The sequence below is a fragment of the Aureibacter tunicatorum genome, from assembly GCF_036492635.1.
GTDB classification, from domain to species: Bacteria; Bacteroidota; Bacteroidia; order Cytophagales; family Cyclobacteriaceae; genus Aureibacter; species Aureibacter tunicatorum.
On the sequence record NZ_AP025305.1, the window covers coordinates 1,317,389 to 1,337,651 of the forward strand.

15 protein-coding genes are annotated in these 20,263 nt (G+C 38.6%); 10 read left to right on the forward strand and 5 right to left on the reverse strand.

Annotated features, from left to right (window positions below):
- Positions 1-49: 49 nt before the first annotated feature.
- Both AABK36_RS05675 and AABK36_RS05680 read right to left on the reverse strand, forming a co-directional pair.
- Entirely contained in the window at positions 50-1,285 is a 1,236-nt protein-coding gene (locus AABK36_RS05675) for an alpha/beta hydrolase-fold protein (RefSeq protein ID WP_309943371.1), read from the reverse strand.
- 110 nt (positions 1,286-1,395) lie between these two features.
- Complete coding sequence (locus AABK36_RS05680) at positions 1,396-1,956, reverse strand: hypothetical protein (RefSeq protein WP_309943373.1); 561 nt, start codon at positions 1,954-1,956, stop codon at positions 1,396-1,398.
- Between the two features lie 15 nt (positions 1,957-1,971).
- On the opposite strand from AABK36_RS05680, the gene AABK36_RS05685 reads away from it, so the two are divergent.
- A complete protein-coding gene (locus tag AABK36_RS05685; RefSeq protein ID WP_309943376.1) occupies positions 1,972-2,397 on the forward strand; it encodes an ankyrin repeat domain-containing protein in 426 nt (141 codons plus the stop codon).
- 77 nt (positions 2,398-2,474) lie between these two features.
- Here AABK36_RS05685 and leuS read toward each other — a convergent pair whose 3' ends face one another.
- Entirely contained in the window at positions 2,475-5,255 is a 2,781-nt protein-coding gene (leuS, locus tag AABK36_RS05690) for a leucine--tRNA ligase (protein WP_309943379.1), read from the reverse strand.
- A gap of 322 nt (positions 5,256-5,577) precedes the next feature.
- Here leuS and AABK36_RS05695 point away from each other — a divergent pair, with 322 nt between their 5' ends.
- Entirely contained in the window at positions 5,578-5,826 is a 249-nt protein-coding gene (locus tag AABK36_RS05695) for a hypothetical protein (protein WP_309943381.1), read from the forward strand.
- A 65-nt stretch (positions 5,827-5,891) separates the two neighbouring features.
- On the opposite strand, the gene AABK36_RS05700 is transcribed toward AABK36_RS05695, so the two are convergent.
- The gene (locus tag AABK36_RS05700; RefSeq protein ID WP_309943383.1) at positions 5,892-8,978 is read right to left on the reverse strand and encodes a choice-of-anchor I family protein; all 3,087 of its coding nucleotides are present in this window, start codon (positions 8,976-8,978) and stop codon (positions 5,892-5,894) included.
- Positions 8,979-9,215: 237 nt separating this feature from the next.
- On the opposite strand from AABK36_RS05700, the gene AABK36_RS05705 reads away from it, so the two are divergent.
- Entirely contained in the window at positions 9,216-10,613 is a 1,398-nt protein-coding gene (locus AABK36_RS05705) for an MATE family efflux transporter (RefSeq protein ID WP_309943386.1), read from the forward strand.
- A gap of 20 nt (positions 10,614-10,633) precedes the next feature.
- Here the strand turns inward: AABK36_RS05705 and AABK36_RS05710 are convergent, their stop codons facing one another.
- On the reverse strand, positions 10,634-12,610 hold the full coding sequence (locus tag AABK36_RS05710; RefSeq protein WP_309943387.1) for a hypothetical protein: 1,977 nt from the start codon (positions 12,608-12,610) through the stop codon (positions 10,634-10,636).
- A gap of 195 nt (positions 12,611-12,805) precedes the next feature.
- Here AABK36_RS05710 and AABK36_RS05715 point away from each other — a divergent pair, with 195 nt between their 5' ends.
- The 7 genes from AABK36_RS05715 to AABK36_RS05745 all read left to right on the forward strand — a co-directional run bounded on the left by AABK36_RS05715 (position 12,806) and on the right by AABK36_RS05745 (position 20,167).
- A complete protein-coding gene (locus AABK36_RS05715) occupies positions 12,806-13,348 on the forward strand; it encodes an HdeD family acid-resistance protein (RefSeq protein ID WP_309943390.1) in 543 nt (180 codons plus the stop codon).
- A 151-nt stretch (positions 13,349-13,499) separates the two neighbouring features.
- Positions 13,500-14,648 carry an ABC transporter substrate-binding protein gene (locus AABK36_RS05720; protein ID WP_309943392.1) on the forward strand — a complete coding sequence of 383 codons (1,149 nt, stop codon included), beginning with the start codon at positions 13,500-13,502 and terminating at the stop codon, positions 14,646-14,648.
- Between the two features lies 1 nt (position 14,649).
- A complete protein-coding gene (locus tag AABK36_RS05725) occupies positions 14,650-15,711 on the forward strand; it encodes an iron chelate uptake ABC transporter family permease subunit (protein WP_309943394.1) in 1,062 nt (353 codons plus the stop codon).
- Positions 15,712-15,747: 36 nt separating this feature from the next.
- Positions 15,748-16,749, forward strand: coding sequence for an ABC transporter ATP-binding protein (locus AABK36_RS05730; RefSeq protein WP_309943397.1), 1,002 nt, complete (start codon positions 15,748-15,750; stop codon positions 16,747-16,749).
- A gap of 59 nt (positions 16,750-16,808) precedes the next feature.
- On the forward strand, positions 16,809-17,408 hold the full coding sequence (locus AABK36_RS05735; RefSeq protein WP_309943400.1) for a c-type heme family protein: 600 nt from the start codon (positions 16,809-16,811) through the stop codon (positions 17,406-17,408).
- A gap of 515 nt (positions 17,409-17,923) precedes the next feature.
- Complete coding sequence (lhgO, locus tag AABK36_RS05740; RefSeq protein WP_309943403.1) at positions 17,924-19,120, forward strand: L-2-hydroxyglutarate oxidase; 1,197 nt, start codon at positions 17,924-17,926, stop codon at positions 19,118-19,120.
- Positions 19,121-20,167 (forward strand): WD40/YVTN/BNR-like repeat-containing protein, encoded by a 1,047-nt coding sequence (locus tag AABK36_RS05745; RefSeq protein ID WP_309943404.1) that lies wholly within the window; start codon positions 19,121-19,123, stop codon positions 20,165-20,167.
- Positions 20,168-20,263 lie beyond the last annotated feature (96 nt).

The window sequence follows — 20,263 nt, forward strand, 5'->3', positions numbered from 1 at the left end:
TTATAAAAGAAACCAGTTGAATCTATCAATATGAAATTCACCAAAATAATTATTTCATCCTCTCATTCAAGGCTTTAATCCTTTTTTGGTAATACTCTTTTTGATTAATTTCTAAGGCCTTTTTTACATATTTTATTGCATTGGCATAATCACCTTGGCTTTCGTAAAAGTCAGCCATCGAATCATATACATTGGCGCTTTTGGGATAATATTTTATGGCCTGCTCAAAATACATTTTCGATTTGTCTAATTGATTAAACTCCATATTCATATATCCGGACATATTGAGCAAGTCCTCAGGGTAAGGAGCTTCAAGATAGCCAAAGTGGGCTTTGAGCTTGTTCTCGCGATGGTCAATAATAGCTAGCAATTCTTCTTTGGTCGTCTGAGGATTATTTATTTTATCAGTATTTTCCATCTGGTACCAGCTGAAAATGGAAATCAACCCATCCATGATCGATGGCAGTTGCACAGTGCCGTGGAGGTCATTTGGATAAAACTTCCATTCATAGGAAAGTCCATTGTTATCAAGACTTTTGATGAATTCCGATGTTTCGATATTGGAGCGTGCGAATAATGTGAATTCGCTCTGGTCTTCCATTACATTGTCGATAGTGATGGATGAGTTTTGCATGTGAAGCTGACCGCTTAAGGATATGAATAAGGCCTGATGTGCAAATTGTTTGCTAGTCAATTTTTCTTTGGCTTCTTTCAATAGCCTTTGGTCATCCCAATCCATGCTTGGATCTATTGCCAAGTAGTTCGCAAATAAATCTGAATGATTGATTAGCGCATACATTGTAAATAGTCCTCCATATGAATGGCCAATTAATGTTCTGTAGCCAGTTACCGGGTAGTTATTTTCAATATGAGGGAAGAGCTCTTCATTCAGGAATGTTACAAAGTTTTCAGCTTCGCCATTGGCTTCTCTAGCAGGCATGTCATATAGCGTCTTCACTGGTGATGTTGTCAAGTCCCTTAATCTGTCATGGTCGTTAGATATGCCAATGATAAACATCTCTGGCATATACCCGCCACTATAGTAGTCATGAATTGTTTTGACTGCAGGAAGCAAGATTTCCCCGTCCAATACATATGCAACGGGATACTTTTGATTGGCTTTGATATGTTGGGGAGCTTGTATATATATCTTTCTGGATTGTCCCAATACTTGGGAGTAAATGCTATCCACCAATCCAGTTTGGCTTAAGTAAACCTTGTTTTGAGTGAAAGCGAATTGGGTTATGCAAAATGTCAAGATGAGTAGTGTGTATATTCTTTTCATGGTCGTTTAGGGCGAATGATCGAAAATAGTTCTGATGAAAAAAGTAGATGATTGTATAAACTACAGTTAAAAAATGTCTAATCCAATTAATGAATGTTAACTAAATATGATTAAAGCTTGTCCTGTAGAAAGTCGAATTTAACGCTGTTGACAATGACACTGCTTTGATTAAAAATTTGGAAAGGAATATTCGCTTCTTTTAACCTTGCTAGAAAGCTTTCAAAGCTATCTTTGTTCTCATAATATTCTTTAGCCTTTTGTCTGTTCCATGTGATAATATATTGCCAAATTAACCTCTGGTGATCTTGGTGATGGATATTTTTATATACACTCTTGAAAATTCTTACAAGTTCATCTGTGATTTCTATGTGTTTCAACCAATTCAAAGCGAGTCGAAACCAGTAATGAGAATCATGGAGGATGGCAAATGAAATGATATCAACGATTGGAAAATCGGTATTGGCTTGAGTTTCATATTTTGATATCGTTTTGATGAATTCTTTCGGATCGCATTCTAATATTGGCAATCTCCATAAATAATTATTATCCTTTTCAATTATTTCAAAAGGTTTGTCGCCATCATGCAATAGCCATTTTCCTTGTTCTAAAGAAATTGAGTAGTTTTTGTGTTGGAAGATACATATTTTATTATTTGCTGTATTAGAATTCATAATAATAGAATGGATATGGGGTGCAATTTAAAATTTGAAAAATTATTTGATGCATGTACTTATTGTAATTTGAATGAAGTGAAAAGAGTTTTGCATCAAAAGATAGACTTAAATCAGAGAAATGAAAAAGGATTGACTCCCTTGATTTGCGCAGTGGAGCATGATTGTATTGATATAGCGAAGCTGTTTATTGAAAACGGAGCGGATGTCAATTACATAGGATATAATCAATGGTCTCTATTGCATCATGCTGTGGATATTTGGTATGAGGAGGTGAAAAATGGGGATGACAAGGGTGACATTTCTATCATTAAATTATTGGTTGAAAATGGGGTTGACTATTTGATGAAAGATATAAATGGACAAACACCATTAAGTATTGCCCAAGAAATAAATTTTATTCAAGCTATCGAATATTTCCAATCTTTAAATGGAGACTGATATTTCGATTGGAAATGAATATAAAAAAAGCTGCCTCAATTAAGAAGCAGCTTTTTGCTTATCGCTATTGTTGGTTGTTAAACAACAATATTCACAATCTTTTTAGGAACGACGATAACTCTTTTTGGAGCTTTTCCTTCCGTCCACTTGATGACTTTTTCATCAGCCAAAGCGGCTTTTTCTATATCCTCTTTCTTGGCATCCGCCGGCATTTGGATTTTAGCTCTCATTTTGCCGTTGATCATTATCGGATATTCGAATTCGCTTTCTTTCAAATACTCTTCGTTGAAATCAGGGAATGAAGCCAAGCTTACGCTTTCAGTCTTGCCAAGCTTAGACCAAAGCTCTTCGGCGATATGAGGCGCGTAAGGAGAAACAAGGATTGGCAATAATTCTAGGATTTCTCTTTTGTTGCACTTCAATGATTGTAGCTCATTAACGCATATCATGAAGTTGGAAACAGAGGTGTTGAATGAATATCTGTTCAAGTCTTCTGTTACCTTTTTAATACAAGTATGAAGAACTTTAAGCTCTTTCTTGTCAGCTTTTTCTTCCGATACTTCAAATGCGCCTTCAGCTCCTCCGTGGTACAATCTCCATAGTTTTTTCAAAAACTTGTATACGCCATCTATTCCATTCGTATTCCAAGGCTTGAATTGTTCCAAAGGTCCTAAGAACATCTCGTAAAGTCTGAATGTGTCCGCTCCAAATTGATCCACCATATCGTCAGGATTCACCACATTGAATTTGGACTTGGACATTTTTTCCACTTCGTTTCCGCAGATATATTGGCCACCTTCAAGGATGAATTCCGCATCTTTGAAATCCGGACGCCAGCTTTTGAACGCTTCGGTATCGAGGATATCGTTTTTCACAATATTCACATCCACGTGAAGCGCGTCAGCTTCGTAATCCTTTCTCAATCCATGAGAAACGAATTTGTTGGTTCCTTTCACTCTGTATACAAAGTTGGACCTACCTTGAATCATTCCTTGGTTGATAAGCTTTTTGAAAGGCTCGTCAGTCTTCAGGTAGCCAAGGTCGAAAAGAATCTTTGTCCAAAAACGAGAATAAAGCAAATGGCCAGTCGCGTGCTCAGATCCACCAATATAAAGATCCACGTCTTGCCAGTAGTCCAAAGCTTCTTTGCTGGCGAACTCATTGTCATTATGCGGATCCATGTATCTAAACAAATACCAGCTAGAACCAGCCCAACCCGGCATAGTGCTTAATTCATAGGCGTACTTCTCATCATATTTCCAGCCTTTAGCTCTTCCTAATGGAGGCTCGCCGCTTTCTGTAGGTAAGTATTCATCCACCTCAGGAAGCCTCAAAGGCAATTGATCTTCGCTGATAAGCTTGGCGTCTCCTTTTTCATCATAGAATACAGGAATAGGCTCTCCCCAGTATCTTTGACGTGTAAATACCGCATCACGCATCTTGAACTGAACTTTCGCTTGTCCTATGCTCATTTCTTCTACTTTCGCAATCGCAGCAGGGCCAGCTTCAGCTACAGTCATTCCGTTAAGAAAGTCTGAATTAACCATGGTGCCCGCTTTCGCGTCAAAGTCATCTTGAGAAATGTCTGTGCGATCGCCTTCTTGAATATTTACAATAGGCAAATCAAAGTGCTGAGCGAAAGCATAATCTCTTGTGTCAGAGCAAGGAACAGCCATCACTACGCCTGTGCCATAACCAGCCAATACATAATCAGCAACCCATATAGGCACTTGCTTGCCGGTAAATGGATGAACGGCATAAGAACCAGTGAATACGCCGGAGATTGTTTTCACGTCGGACATACGCTCTCTTTCCGATCTGTTCTTCGCTTGAGTTACATAAGCCTCAACAGCATCTTTTTGCTCAGGACTGGTCAATTCCTCTACCCATTCGTGTTCAGGAGCAATGCTCATGAAGCTTACGCCAAAGATAGTGTCCACTCTTGTAGTGAATACTTCAAGTTCTCTTTCCGAGTTCTCTACATTGAACTTAACAGAACATCCATATGATTTTCCAATCCAGTTTCTTTGGATGTCTTTCAATGGCTCGCTAAAGTCAATTCTGTCAAGTCCTTCCAATAGTCTGTCGGCATAAGCAGTGATACGCATGCTCCATTGAAGCATGTTTTTGCGCTCTACTGGATGGCCGCCACGCTCAGAAAGTCCATTGATCACTTCGTCATTGGCTAACACTGTTCCCAAAGCAGGACACCAGTTCACGGTAGTCTCAGCAAGGTAAGTCAATCTATACTTCAGTAGAATAGGGCTTTTTTCGTTTTCAGAATAAACGTTCCACTCTTCAGCTGTGAATGAAGCAGTATCCTCATCGCAAGAAGCATTTACATTAGTATTTCCTTCTTTTTCGAAGATTGCTTCAAGTTCGGCTATTCTTCTAGCTTTCTTTTGGTCATTGTCATACCAGCTGTCGAAGATTTGCATGAAGATCCACTGTGTCCACTTGTAGTATTCAGGCGAACTAGTTCTTACTTCCTTGTCCCAGTCAAAAGAAAAACCGATTTTACCTAGCTGCTCTTTGTAGCGGTTGATATTTGTTTCAGTCGTAATTGCTGGGTGTTGCCCTGTCTGAATAGCGTATTGTTCGGCAGGCAAGCCAAAAGAATCAAAGCCCATAGGATGCAGGACATTGAAGCCTTTTAGTCTCTTGTATCTAGCGATAATATCAGAAGCTATGTAACCCAGTGGATGCCCAACATGAAGTCCCGCGCCTGAAGGGTAGGGGAACATATCCAAAGCGTAAAACTTTGGCTTGCTAGGGTCTACTTTGGCATTGAATGTCTGGTTGTCTTCCCAGTATTTTTGCCACTTTGATTCAATCTCATTAAAGCTGTATTCTGCCATATTTATGATGTCAATTGACGGTAATATATTTCACTATCTGTATAATCTGTAAAAATAGTTTTTTTGCGGTTTAATTGGTAGATCAAAACTATTTTTTTGTTCAAAGCCACAGTACTAGGTTTTGAAATATTAAAAGGAAGATTTTGAGCAAGCAAATAGACACTCATTGATATAGAACAATATTTAGGTCAAGTGATTTTAAGGAAATGCAACAAATTCATTATCAATAGAAAAGATAATCAGAAGGCATAGTTTTTGGTTTTGAAAAATCATAAAATGAAATGATTTTTTCGTATATTAATTGAGAATTAAATAAAAAACTATGGGAGAAAAGGTACAGAATGAGGAAGAAAGGCTGAAGCATGAGTTGGATCAGAACATTTTTTTCATCCGTATGAACTATTTGTTCAAGGTGTTGTTGGTTGCTTTGTTGGGATATTTTTATTTAGAGACAGAGAATATGTCTTTGATAGTTTTGATTATCGCATTGCCGATTATGGTGTATTTTACGAATGTCAAAAGGCTTCATAAAGAGCGATCAACTTTGAAAGACAAAATGAGCGCTTTATAAACTCTATTAAAATGAAAAAGCTCGAGAATATCGAGCTTTTTTATGTTTCCGGATAGATTTGGTTTTTATTGAACCACTATCTTGTGGGTGAATCCGGTAGATGTTTTCAATAGATAAATTCCATCGCTTAAGCTAGAAAGGTTAATTTCTTTCGTTTCCTCCACGATGTTCATGATTATTTTACCACTCAAGTTAATGATTTGACCTGAGATTGGCTGGCTGAATTTTACCATTCCGCTTGTCGGATTAGGGTAAATATTTAGAACTTCACTTGTTTGATCAATGCCTGTTTTAGAATCTTTGTCTTTTTTAGGAATCACAGGCGTGAAATTCAATGTCATGTCCGCAGGCAAGTCATAAACATACAAAGCTGTTTTCTTTCCAGTCTCGATGATTACACCGTCATCTTCAGGAGCGTCGATTCCATAGTCATTGTCGTTGCAAATAGCAATAGTATTTGCATCGATAATTGTGATGCCTTCAGGCTTGTCGAAGCTTGCGTCCCATCCAGTTCCCATTAGCTCGAACATAAGTTTTTTAGCCACTGGCTCGATACCATAAGGTTTCAATCCTTCAGCATCCAACAACTCTTCTAGATACTTGCCGTCAAACATTCGGTCTTCTTCTACCTTTTTAGCTTTGCTAATATCGATTTTGAATACGTTTTTGAAGTTTGTCGCTTTTCTTTGAGCGTGTTCAAGCACTAGGAATTCCGTATTGTTCACAGCAACCAAATCGCCAATTTTCCAATCTTTGTTTCTGATATCTGCCACAGGAGCTTCGTGCAAATAAACATAGTATGCAGACTCTCCGGTAGCCGGGTCCATTTCAAGGATTCTATGAATTCTAGATTCAACAACCGCTTCGCTGGAAGGATTGTACATTGGGGATTGGATGATAGAGTAGATTTTTCCGTTTGGAGTTACAGCTACGCCTTCAAATCCTCTGTTAGCTCTTCTGTTTTTGAATTGCTCAAACCCATAGTCTTTGCTGTTTGGCTCAGACTCATCAAAAGGGTGGTATTTATTGATAGCGGTATAAGTGTCTGCGTCGATATTCCAAACGCTTGGGCCATATTCGTCGCATAACCAAAGCGTGCTGTCAGTTCCGAATACTATACCTTCTGTGTCAACTCCCCAAAAATCAGGATTTTCAACCGATGGGTTTTCAATCTCGCCGCTCCAAGCTTCCTCTCCCGTATTGCCATAACCTTCAGGGTTTGGCAGACCTGAAGCTTTTTGCATCATGTCATCAATTATAGGTCTGTTGATCGGAGCGAAATCTATGATATTTAATTCTCCAGTATTTTCTCCAGCTTCGTTGGTTGCGGATACTTTGAAAATCTTAGGCGCGTAGTTGGGGAATGGGAAGTATTTGATTTTTTTCCCGTCGGCTTTAGGATGATTGTCAGCCACGGCATTTGGACCTCTGTCGGTTACCATGAAGAACTCGTTTTCAGTGCCTTGGATGAAATGAAGTCCAGAAATACCGCCTTCACGATAAGTGATATCTCCTACTTCTCCAATTACAGGAGTTTCAGGCATGTCGTATCTTCTTACTTTGATATAATCGTCTTTTTCCCAATTAGGGCTAACTTCAAATACGCCTAATGTACCGCTTACCTCATAGCCTACTAACAAAAGAGCTCTGCCGGATGGACTATCTTCAGCGCTTACAAAATGAAGCCCTTCAGGCGCTATGTCGCCAGTGCCATTCTCAAAGTCAGAAGTATTGATATAATCGTTGAATACAGGTTTTTCAGGGTTGGTAACATCATAAACCATGATTCCGCCCATTCTTTCCAACCCAATGAAAGCTAATATTTTGTCTCCAACTCTTCCAACAGCAGTGCCTTCCGGTTCTGCTCCTTTATCGTCGCTTCGATTTTTTCTCTCGAAGATCATCTCCTCATCGTCAAAGTCCGAGTTGAAATAATCAGGGTAATTTGCCTCGAAATATTTTTCAAATTCATTTCCGCTATCCCATACTTTGTTTCCATTTTCATCCCATACAGTAAAGGATCTTGCTCCATAGCTGAAGATTTGATCATAGTCTCCATCTCCATCAAGGTCGCCAAGCGCTTCTGTTATTTTTAATCTTCCAAGCTCTTCTTTTTCCTGTAGCTCGGAAGCATTAGGAAATACAGTTGGATCAAGATCAATTTTCTCTAATCTTGTTTCCTCTGAATATCCATCATAATCTCTTGCGTCGCCTTCATTGGCTGAAATAACGTAAGTCTTGCCATTGATAGTAAATGCGTCGATTGCATCAGGTTGGTAAAGGCCTCTCACAGGATGGGCTTTGATGTCAATATCATCCGATTTGTCGCTTCCGTCAAATCCATTTTCTTCCAAGCTATGGTCTTTATATCCCAACCCTTTGATCATGATCTCTTTTGTCTCCAAATCAAGGATGATCATAGCATTGTTTTCTTGACAAGCGATAAAAGCTTTTTTGTCATCTTCCGATACTGCGATATACTCAGGCTCTAAATCTTGAGCTAAAATAGTGCCTTCAGGACTGGCTACTTTGATATAACCGCTAGCTTCCGTATTGTACTCAGTGTTGTTAAGTGATTTGAAGCTGATAGTTTCGGCATAAGCATTGGCTGGGTCATCCGTAAGAGTGATAATAGATATAGAGCCTTCAGGATCAATGGTATAGTCGTCATTAGGCTCTCCTTCATTGGCAACCAATATCATGGACTTGTCATTGGTAAGCTTCAACATGTCAGGCAAAGCTCCAACCTTAAGTATTCTAACACTTTTCTTGGTGCTTTTGCTGAATATTACTACTTGACCATTATTGGTTTTTGTATCTGCAGCTAAGGCTACTGCTATATATTCGTCAAATTCGACAATACTATTAGGTGCTCCATAGCCGATTAATGAGATGCTGTCTGACTTTACAGGCACCAATGGATTTGACAAATCAATTTGATATACTTTTGGTGTTTCCTCATTTTCATTATTTAGAACCCAAGCAGTTTTGTCAAATGCATCGAAAGTTACTATTTCAGCAGCGCCTTCGCCGCCTACCTTAAAGCTATTCAGGTGCTTGATAGCTACTTTGTTTTGAGCATTCATAGCTAGTGGAGCTAGCAAAAGTGAAGAGGCGATCAAGTGCCTTTTCATATTGTAGAATAGTTTCATACGTTCGGTTTTAGATGTTTGTAGTATCTCAAAGCTAGCACTCAGGTATTAATTTAAGATGATTTGCAAATTATAAGAAGTTATAGAATTCATGTTATTATTATTCGAATGTTATTATTAGGGAGTTTACAGCTAGATTTAACTGCGTTTTGAAATTGCATGCGAAAGCGCAATAACATATATTGTTTTTTTTCGTTATCGGAAGGTTGTATACAGATAAAATAATCACACCAGCTTATGAGTAAAAGGAATGAGGCGGACAAATTGGGATCCATGAGCATATTGCCATTGCTAGTGAAGATGTCAGTGCCTAGCATGATTGGCCTGGTGGTGCTTATGTTGTACAATGTTGTCGATACGATTTTTATAGGACATTATAGCGGAGCAATGGCGATAGCCGGACTTGCTGTTGTGATGCCTGTGAATATGCTTATTCCTACTTTTGGATTGGCTGTTGGAGTCGGTGGAGGCTCGATCATTTCCAGAGCGCTTGGTGAAAATAAATTGGACAAGGCTAATCGGGCCTTGGGAAACGTGTTGTTTTTATCTTTTTTCTCAGCCTTGATTTTGACATTGTTGTCATATTGGACGAGAGACTTTTTAATAGAATTGTTTGGAGGCAAGGGCGAAATATATAGCTATGCCGCGGAGTATTTCGATGTTGTGATGCTCGGGGCTCCTTTTATGGGTGTGATGATGGGGCTTAATAATGTTTTGAGATCTGAAGGAAAAGCTCAACTCTCTATGATGGTCATGGTAGTGTCTTCTGTTTTCAATATTGCATTGGATTACTATTTTATGGCGATTTTGAATATGGGGATCAGAGGCGCGGGATTGGCGACATTTGTTTCGCAATTGTTGACAGCTGTGTTTTTGGTAGTTTATTATGCCAAAACCAATGGACCATTGAGGATAAATATGAGGCTTGTACGATTTGATATGCCCATGGCAAAGGAAATCAGCGCTATTGGCATTAGCACACTTTCAAGGCAAGGAGGAAGCAGTGTCTTGGCTTTGGTTTTGAATAATGCATTGTTGAAGTACGGTGGCGATTCCGCCGTAGCCGTTTATGGAGTTCTTAATAGATTGATTTTGTTTATTTACACGCCAATATTTGGAATTGTGCAAGGATTTATTCCTGTTGCGGGGTATAATTTTGGAGCCAAGAGCTTTGATAGAGTCATGAGCTCTATTCGAGTCTCGATAGGCTTGACATTTCTTATTGGCAGCCTTGCGTTTTTAGCGGTGTTTATGTTTTCCAAGCAAATGATAGGAGTGTTTACCAATGACCAGACTATACTGATGATTGGCCGAAATGCTTTGAAAATAATCGTGCTTTTTCTGCCTATGGTGGGAGTGCAGATCATAGCCGCCAGTTATTTTCAATCCATAGGCAAAGCAAAGACTGCTTTGTGGCTGACTATGTCGAGACAGATTTTTATTTTGATACCTTTGATTTTCTTACTGTCTCCAATTTACGGCTTGAATGGCGTATGGTATTCGTTTCCTTTGTCAGACTTTCTGGCTTTGCTGATTACATTTTTCTTCTTTGTGAAAGAATGGGGCAGGTTGAAACAGAGCAAGCTAGAAAAAGAAATAGACAAAGAGCCTGCACTGGAAGAAGCTTGTAATTAACCATTTTGCATTCAATTTTTCTACCTTGCTGTAGCTCCTTCGCTTTCACCTTCGCCAGTCGATCTATAGCGACTCAGTAATTCTTTGAATTGTCTTAAAGTCCATGTTTCAAATGCTGCTTTTCCTTTGGTTTGGCGCTCTATGAACCTGTTGAAGAGTGGTAGCTTGGTTCCAGAGAGTATTCTTTGACAAAAGTATATCAAGTCTAAGGCTGTGTCATGATAATTTTTCATTTCAGGAATAACAGAATCCCATAATTTTTCCCTTGCCCAAAAATCGCTGTCCATAGTTGAATAATGAAAACCAATAAAGCTTCCTTCCCCAGCGTTTAGTTTGCTGCTGTCAGGTACTTTCTCCCAAGCTGTTTTAGCTTCATGATGTATTCTTTGGAACATCATGTTTACAAATCTATTAGGATTTATCAATCCCCCGAAATTGCATAAGGGTGAAATATAGCGCATGATTTCTATCGCCAACTCTTCCTTTAACCTAAGCGCAAGTATGCCGTAACTAAATTTAAGAACCAATTGAAACACAGCTTGCTCTCTGGCGTCAGCGAAATTGATTACAAATTTCGGAGGAACAATTTGGCTTAAATCGTACTCATGAATACGAGATACTCTTTGTGCTTTGGCTCTTTCAAAAGTTTCATCGACAGTTTTCAGGGTTAACTTGGTAAGCCTTCGTGATTTTAGAGAAGCTTCCAAATGCTTTAGCTTGCTAAACCAAATGCCAAATTCTTGAGTGTTTCTGTCAGTGGAGGGCCCAAATACATTTCTTAGAATATGTTGGTCGAACTGTTTTTGGATCGCAAATAACCGTGTCCTGACTTCTTCAGGCAAGCCTTCTATGCTTTCGACTCCAAGGTCTTTTTTGAAATCAGCAAATTTAATATGCTCTTCCAGCATTTCGGGATTGGCATGTATTACTCCTTCAGCTTGAGTTGCATGATGCTTTTTCTTTTTTTTCTTCTTTTTGGCTGTTTTTGTTTCTACCCCTGCCTCAGCGGTTATTGGAGAAGCATCTGCCAATGCTTCCTCCATTTCTGGTATTTCTTCTACTTCTAAAGGAGTGAAAGGTGTTGGTTTGGCAATGACTTCTTCAGAAAGGACGTCTTGTTTTGATTCAGTTTTTTTCTCCGATTTTACCGGAACTAATTCAAAAGGAGGTTCTGGAGCAGGTGACTCAAGGGTTAAAGACGTTAATTCTGGAATGAATGGAGTCTCTTCAAACTCGGAGATAGCTGTCTCTCCATCAGCTTTTTTCTTTTTATGTTTTTTCTTTTTTCTGCGACTGGGAGCTGCTTCAGCTTTCGGCTCTTCCAATTCAACTGTTGTGGTGTTGGTTGTTGTACTTGTTGGGGTTGGCATAGGTTCTTCTAGCGGCGCAAGTGGAGTGAACCCTGCTTCGGGAGTTTTCTTTTTTTTCTTTTTCTTTGCTTCAATAATGAATTCACCGTTTTCAAATGGCAATTCCGCACTCTCCAATCCAAAGTATCTGACAGCTTCTTGCTCAGACATGCCTTGAGGAATTTTAGGTCCCCCAACAAGAAGCTCGGGAATATTGGCCGACTTGATCCATTTATTGATGGTCCGTATTATCATAACGCCTTCCGGGTGAATGCTTTCAGGCCTAAAAATTCCCTTGTCCTTATCTTCATGAAAAATGTATCTGGGAGCTATTTTTGACGCAGAATAATGCATTTTTGTCACTTCAAGAGTAACTGTTTCTTTTTTTGGATCATATGAGGCAAAGTCCACATCGACGGTCAAGTGTGGATAATGTCTTGTGAAGGGCAGTAAAAATGAATTTCTGATACTTGTTCTTAAGAACCGGTCTTGAAATCTAGGATCAGCGGCATTGGCATACCATTCTCTGGCGCTTACTTCAAATTTCACGCATTGTATAGGTTGGGTAGTGTTGGGTGTGGATGATTGATTTGACTTTTGTATAGTCTGGCTTTGTTTTGATTCTTTATTTTTTAAATGAATGATCATTATTTGGCTCTAAAAAGAATGCGGAATTGACATGTTTATAATAATTGTCATTAAAGAGAATAGATATTTTATTGATTTTGTTTGCCAGTTAAAACTAAGCTAGAGTTTAAACAAGGGAAAAATTAGACCAGCGATCAAACTATTTGGAATGCTTGAGCTTATGTAAGAACAAAAGAATTTCAATATTGAGTTAGTATGGATAAGTTTTCACCCTTTTCTAATTGGTGGTCGATAGTTGTCAAAGGTGTAGTGGCGCTTTTGTTTGGTTTGTTTGCCATGCTTGAAACCAAAATGGCTTTTCAGACATTGATTTATTATTTCGGATTTCTGGCGATATTTTCAGGGTTAATTGTTTTTGTGGCAGGTCTTAAATCGCGACAGGATAATAGACAAACTAATTATTGGCTTGTGGAGGGGATTTTGGATATTGTTATCGGCGTGATGGTGGTGTTGTTTCCAGCGCAAAGCGCTGAAGTGGTGCTATTGTTTATTGGTGCTTGGGCTTTGTTTATGGGAATCATGCAGTTTGTTTACGCATTTAAGATCCAGCATTATAAATTGATATGGGCTTTTAATGGCGCGATTTCTTTGTTGTTTTCTTATTTGATTTTTAAAGATCCATTTGCTGGAGCGGTTGCTTTGACGATGATTATCGGCATTTATGCCTTTTTGCTGGGTATTTTCTTAATAGTCATAGGCCTTAAGCTAAGGAATTTTAATCAAAGATTCGATCAATAAAATGTGGTTCAGTAACGCTTGCTAGTTTGACGTCATAGTTGATTTTTTTAGTATTTGCCAAGTTAATTGTTAAAATGCGGGCAATGTCTCAAAAATGGCTCATTTAATTCTATAGTTTTTATAATTTTGCTGCTCAAATAAAATGTTTTTTATGATGAGATCGGTAATTTTATGGTGCGCGGTGGGGCTAATGTTTTTTGCTTTTTCTGCATGTAAGCAAGGTAAATCACCAGAAAAAGCAGTAGAGCAAACGAAAGAGGTGGTTGAGAATAAGTATGCGAAAAATTTTGAGATTTTTGAATCCAATGGTTTGAAGTATCTTTATATACTGAATCCTCAAAATAATGATGATACCATAAAATATGTTTTGACATATGATGATAAAGAAGGAGCAAGCTTTGAAGATCATCATGTTATTACACTTCCTTTGCAAAGTATTGTTCCTTTGTCTTCTACTAATATTGGAGCACTTAAGCTCCTGAATGAGGAAAAGAAAATCTCTGCTGTTAGTGAAATCGAATATGTGTATGATAGTTCCTTACAGGCCCGGTTTGCTCAAGGAGATTTGAAGGAAGTAGGACAGTCCCAGTCGTTGAATTTTGAAAAAGTAATTCAATTGAATCCAGACTTAGTGATTGCCATAGGGTATTCGGGGGTGTCGCTTTCTAAATTTGATAAATTGTCGGATTTTGGGATACCAGTTTTGTTGAGCACAAATTGGCAGGAGAGCACGCCTTTAGCCAGAGCTGAATGGATCAAGGTGTATGGACTTCTTTTGGATAAGTTTGATGAGTCGATCGGAATATTTAATGGAATTGAAAGTAGATATCAAGAGATAAAAAGCCATGATGCTATTAAAGGTGAGCCGGAAGAAGTTTTGGTGAACATACCTTTTAAAGGAACATGGTATATGCCCAATGGAGGATCTTATATGGCTCATTTCATGAGAGATGCTCATATGCAAACTCCTTGGATGCACACTAAAGGGACCGGTAGCTTGGCGCTTAATTTTGAAGAAGTGTACCCTTTTGGTTTGAAGACTCAAAAGTGGATTAATGTGAGTTATGAAAACTCTATAGAGGGGATAGTCGGTTTGGATAATCGATTTAAAGATTTCGCATCAATAAAAAATGGCCAAGTGTACAATAACAATAATAAAGTAAACCAAGCGGGCGCGAATGATTATTGGGAATCAGGGCCTTACTATCCGGATGTGATTTTGCAGGATTTAATGAAAATTGCTTTTCCAAAGGCAATGGAAAGTCATGAGTTTTATTACTATAAAAAATTGCAAAAATAATATGGATGATAAGCAGTCAGCAGTTGATAAACAGCATTTATTTAGAATATTAATGCTGGCTTTTGCTGCTTTAGTGTTGTTTTTTGCAAATATGAGCTTTGGATCAATTGACATTACATTTGAGGAAATTGGTCGTGTGTTGATGGGATATGATATTCAGAGTGACGTGAATGCCAAAATAATTCATCTGATTAGACTTCCAAAGGCTCTTTCCGCTGTTTTAGCGGGGATGGCATTATCTGTTGCTGGGTTGCAAATGCAGACTTTGTTTAGAAATCCCCTTGCAGGGCCGACTGTCTTAGGCTTGAGTTCGGGAGCGAGTTTGGGAGTTGCATTTGTCATGCTAGCTTCAGGTGCTGGAGCAGCTGTTATGAATATTAAGGAGCTAGGAGTGAATGCGGGAGGTTTGATTGTATTGGCTTCGACATTGGGGGCTGCTTCGGTAATGCTCGTCATTTTATTGGTTTCGATAAGGATTCGAGACAATGTTGTGCTCTTGATTATTGGAATGATGGTTGGAAACCTGACCTATGCCATTGTGAGTGTTTGGCAATACTTTAGCCACCCGGAACTCATCAAGGATTATTTGCTGTGGTCGTTTGGGAGTTTGGGAGGTGTGAGCTTGGATCAGATACCTGTCTTCTCATTTTCAGTATGTATCGGATTGATTGGCACTTTGTTGCTGTCTAAGTCTTTGAATATTTTGATGCTTGGTGAGCAATATGCCAGTAGCTTGGGAGTGAATGTCAAAAGAGTAAGAGTATTGATTATCATTTTCAGCAGTTTGCTTGCCGGAGCGGTGACAGGCTATTGCGGACCGATTAGCTTTATAGGCATAGCTTGCCCGCATATTGCCAGAAGTATAATACATACAAATGACCATAGATGGTTGTCAATAGCCTCTGCTTTATGCGGTACGATTATATTACTGGCTTGCGACATGCTGTCAAGCTTGCCGGGCAATTCTGTTTCATTACCGATTAATGCGATCACAGCGATGATAGGCTCTCCAATAGTGATAGCAGTGATTGTTAAGAGCAGGAACCTTCAGAGGGCATTTTGATGCCTTTAACTATTTGTTTATTCTAATTAAGCGCTTATGCTACGCACACTTGATTTAGGAGTTGGATACATCATCAAAGGAAAAAAGGAGAATGTTTTGGGGGGGCTTGATCTGAACCTTGGCAGAAGCGAGCTTTGCACTTTGATTGGTCCTAATGGCATTGGCAAGAGTACCTTGATGAGAACGATATCAGGAGTTCAAAAGCCCTTGACTGGTCATGTTGAAATTGATGGACAAGATGTATTGGCTTTGTCAGCTGTGGAAAAGTCAAAAATATTGAGTGTGGTATTTGCCGATAGACCTAACGCTCTTAATATGACCGTGAGGGAGTTGGCCAATATTGGCAGAGCGCCTTATACAAATTGGATGGGGATGTTGTCCGCTAGAGACAAATTCGCTGTGGAGAATGCGCTAGAATGCACGAAGTTGAGTGAACTTGCCAACAGGAAACTGTATACTTTGAGCGATGGACAAAAGCAACGAGCAATGATCGCTCGCGCATTAGCTCAAGACACTCCGGTTATGCTGCTGGATGAGCCAACGGCCCACCTTGATTTACCTAACAGAATTGAATTGTTTGAGTTGTTGGGGAAAATAGCGTCGGACAATGAAAAGTCTATTTTAGTCTCTTCCCATGAACTGGATTTGGCAATACAATTTTCAGATAGAATTTGGATGGCTGATCATTCAAGAGCGGTTTGTGAAGGAATTCCTGAGGATTTGATCTGGAGGAAAGATATTGAAGGTCTTTTTGACAATGAAAGTATTGTTTTCAATTATCAAGCAGGAAGATTCGAGTTTAATAGAAAAGAGAAGGATTTTAGCGTTTGCGTAAAAGGGGATGAACAAACTCGAAAATGGGTGGAGCATGCATTGATTAGAATAGGAGTTGCAATTGTTGATCAGCCAACAGAAAATGGATTAGAGATTGATTGCCAAGAATCTTTAATTGATTTAAAATGTAAAAATAGAACCTTTTCGTTTGATAATATTGAGAAAGTGTTGGTGCAAATAAAATTATTAATGAATAATAAGTAAAAATTTTGTTTTTAATCTCTTTAATGTTGAAATTATTATAAATAATGTAATTTTAATTTATGAAGAGATTGAGAGTAGTATTGCTTGCACTGTCTTCTTTAATATTATTTTACGCTTGTAGTTATAGTTGTGATGACTGCGTTGGGAATGATCAGGATCGCCGTTGCAAAACTGAAGCAGAGGAGTTGACATCATTGGCAGGAGAAATAATGAGCAGTTCGTTGGATAATTCTCTTGAAAAAACTGGATTAATCGGATCTTTGGAAAAATGTGATTTGAATAAATACTCTTTTCTATCGGATTTGGAAAACCAGTTTAATTGTGAAATTCAGAGATTGTCAGATAGAAGTCGGAACTTAAAAAGCTCGTTAAAAACGCAAAGCGATTATAAAGTATGGGAAGAATTTAAGGAAGCTTATAAAAGCAAGCCGGAGATAGATACATTGTTGGTGAATAAGAAAGGCGAATTGGTCTATTATAAGACAATAAGTATTGATAATAAATCTTGTTTGAATTGTCACGGAAATGAAAAGAATATGACAAGACAATTTAAAGAAAGGTTGTCGGACCTTTATCCTCAAGATAAGGCGAAGAATTATTTGATGAATGACTTAAGAGGAGTATGGAAAGTAACCTTTAAGAATCAACAAAATAAATAAACAAAAAGGCCCATTATTGGGTCTTTTTGTTTTGCCATTCAATTTAACAATAAGCATTTACTGACGATAAACTAGGTCAGAAATATCCATTGTAGTTAAACTTGGAAGATAACTGTAAGCTTAAATTTTGATTGGAATCAATGAGCCAATATGGAAAAACTAAGCTCCATGAGTATTGTCGAGAGAATCAGTTGAAGTTTATAACGCAGTATCCCAGTTAGCGCTTTCTGAAGTTAGCGTTTTGTTGGGAGAATTGTTTTTGCTTGTTTCTTAGCTTCAAGTCTCTATGATACAATTGAAGTGAGCTTGTTAAGTAGTTGAAAATGCTGTTGTAAAGTTTAGTTTAATCGTAGTATTATTTTATTAACTGAGTTTGACAGAAATGAAACTCATTATTAATACAGTATTTCAAGAATTGATTGAAGCATGGGATAATATTTGTCAAAACAGCTTTTTTTCATGGTCATTGTTGCGTATAACTTTATCTTTGTGGCAAAACAAATTATTTTTTTGAGGTGATTTACGATATAATAATAGTAGGTGGTGGTATCGTTGGTTTGGCTACTGCTTACAACTTGCAAAAAGAGAAGCCTTCATTGAAGATTCTTGTCTTGGAAAAAGAAAGCGAACTGGCTTCTCACCAGACAGCTAACAATAGCGGTGTGATTCATTCCGGACTTTATTACAAGCCAGGCAGCTTGAAAGCCAGAAATTGCATCGATGGCTATCATAAGTTGATTGACTTTTGTCAAAAGGAGGAGATCCCTTACGAATTGTGCGGCAAAATAGTGGTTGCTACTACCGAGGAGCAGATTCCTTTGATGGAGAATTTGTATGCGAGAGGTTTGGAAAATGGCTTGGAAGGATTGAAGAAAATAGGTCCTGAGCAGATTAAAGAATATGAGCCGCACGTTGCTGGATTGAAAGGGATATTTGTTCCTCAAACAGGGATTGTTGATTACTTGGTTGTAGCGAAAAAATATGCTGAGAAGATACAGCAAAATGGCGGCATAGTGAAGTTGGGTGAGAAAGTCGTAGGAGTTAGCAATCAAGGCCAAAAAGCGTTTGTCCAAACAAACAGAGGTGAATATCATGCAAAAGTGCTGGTGGATTGCGCAGGACTTTATTCTGACAAGATTGCGAAGATGACGCAACCAGATCTAGATGTCAAGATTGTGCCCTTCAGAGGAGAGTATTACAAACTCAAAAAAGAAAAGGAGTACTTGGTGAAGAATTTAATATATCCGGTGCCGGATCCGAATTTTCCATTTTTGGGAGTCCATTTCACAAGAATGATGAGAGGCGGTGTGGAAGCTGGCCCGAATGCTGTATTGGCTTTCGGCCGTGAAAGCTATCGAAAAAGCCAAATCAACATGAAAGAGATGATGGAAACATTGGCTTGGCCTGGGTTTCAAAAAGTAGCTTCAAAATACTGGAAAGTAGGAGCTGGAGAAATGTATAGATCTTTTTCGAAAGCAGCGTTTACTAAAGCATTGCAAGGCTTAATTCCAGAAATTCAAGAGAGCGACTTGGTTGAAGGTGGTGCAGGTATAAGAGCCCAAGCCTGTGATAAGTCAGGAGGGCTTGTTGATGATTTCTTGATTTATGAAAATGAGATCGCTGTGAATGTGTGCAATGCTCCATCCCCTGCAGCGACTTCTTCGCTTTCTATCGGAGAGACGGTAGCTCAAAAAGTTTTGAGGAGATTTTAGATGAAAAAAGCATTTGCATTTAATTTTCTTTATGCTTGGCTTTTGATGATGTCCTTTTCATGTCAAAATCATAAAAAAGGCGAGTCAACTCTAAAATGGGATATTCAATATCTTGAAGGATCTCCTCACTTAAGAGGGCTTTATGTAGTTGATAACAATGTGGCATGGGTAAGTGGGACGAATGGAGTGTATGCATTGACGACTGATGGTGGAGGAAATTGGAAGCAGGGAGTGGTGCCAATGGCTGAAGGTTTGGATTTTCGCGATGTTCATGCTTTTGACTCTCTAAGAGCTGTTCTGATGTCTGTTGGTTCTCCTGGTTACATTTATTTAACTGAGGATGGTGGTGAAAATTGGAAAGAAGTGCACAAAGACTCAAGGCCCGAAGTTTTCTTTGATGGACTTGATTTTTGGAATGATAAAGAAGGAATGCTTTATGGAGATCCTATTGATGGCAAGATGTTGATTTTAAAAACAGCAGATGGAGGTGGTTCTTGGCAAGAGATTCCCGATGATTCAAAACCATTTACATTGAAAGGCGAAGCGGGTTTTGCCGCAAGTGGGACAGGCATCGTTTTGAAAGGTGATAGTTTGGCTTGGATAGGCATGGGGTCTAATTTGGCAAGAGTATTTAAGTCAGTTGATCAAGGTAATACTTGGGAAGCTGTAAATACGCCTATGAAGCAATCTAATTCTGTTGATGGAATTTACGGGATGCATTTTCTTGATGAAGTCAATGGCTTTTGTGTAGGAGGAAATTATAAGGACAGTACAAGTAGGGCTGATTGTATTATAGTTACTAAAGATGGCGGGAATACATGGACGCATGTATCCAAACCGACAAGCGGTTTCAAGTCTGCAATGGTAATGAGCAATGTTCGTAATGAGGCGTTTGCGGTGAGCAGGTACGGAACTGATTTTTCGTTAGATAATGGAAATACTTGGAATAAAATGGATACAGTTTCTCTTTATGCTGTGGGTTCTGATTCTTCAGGAAACTTGGTCTTGGCAACGGGTCCTTATGGTAAAATTGCTATATTAAAATGATGTTATTTTGTGTAATACTGATATGAGGCTTGCAATTTTGCAAGCCTTTTTTGTTATATTTTTGCTGTCGTAATTATATTTGTGGGCATAAATCAT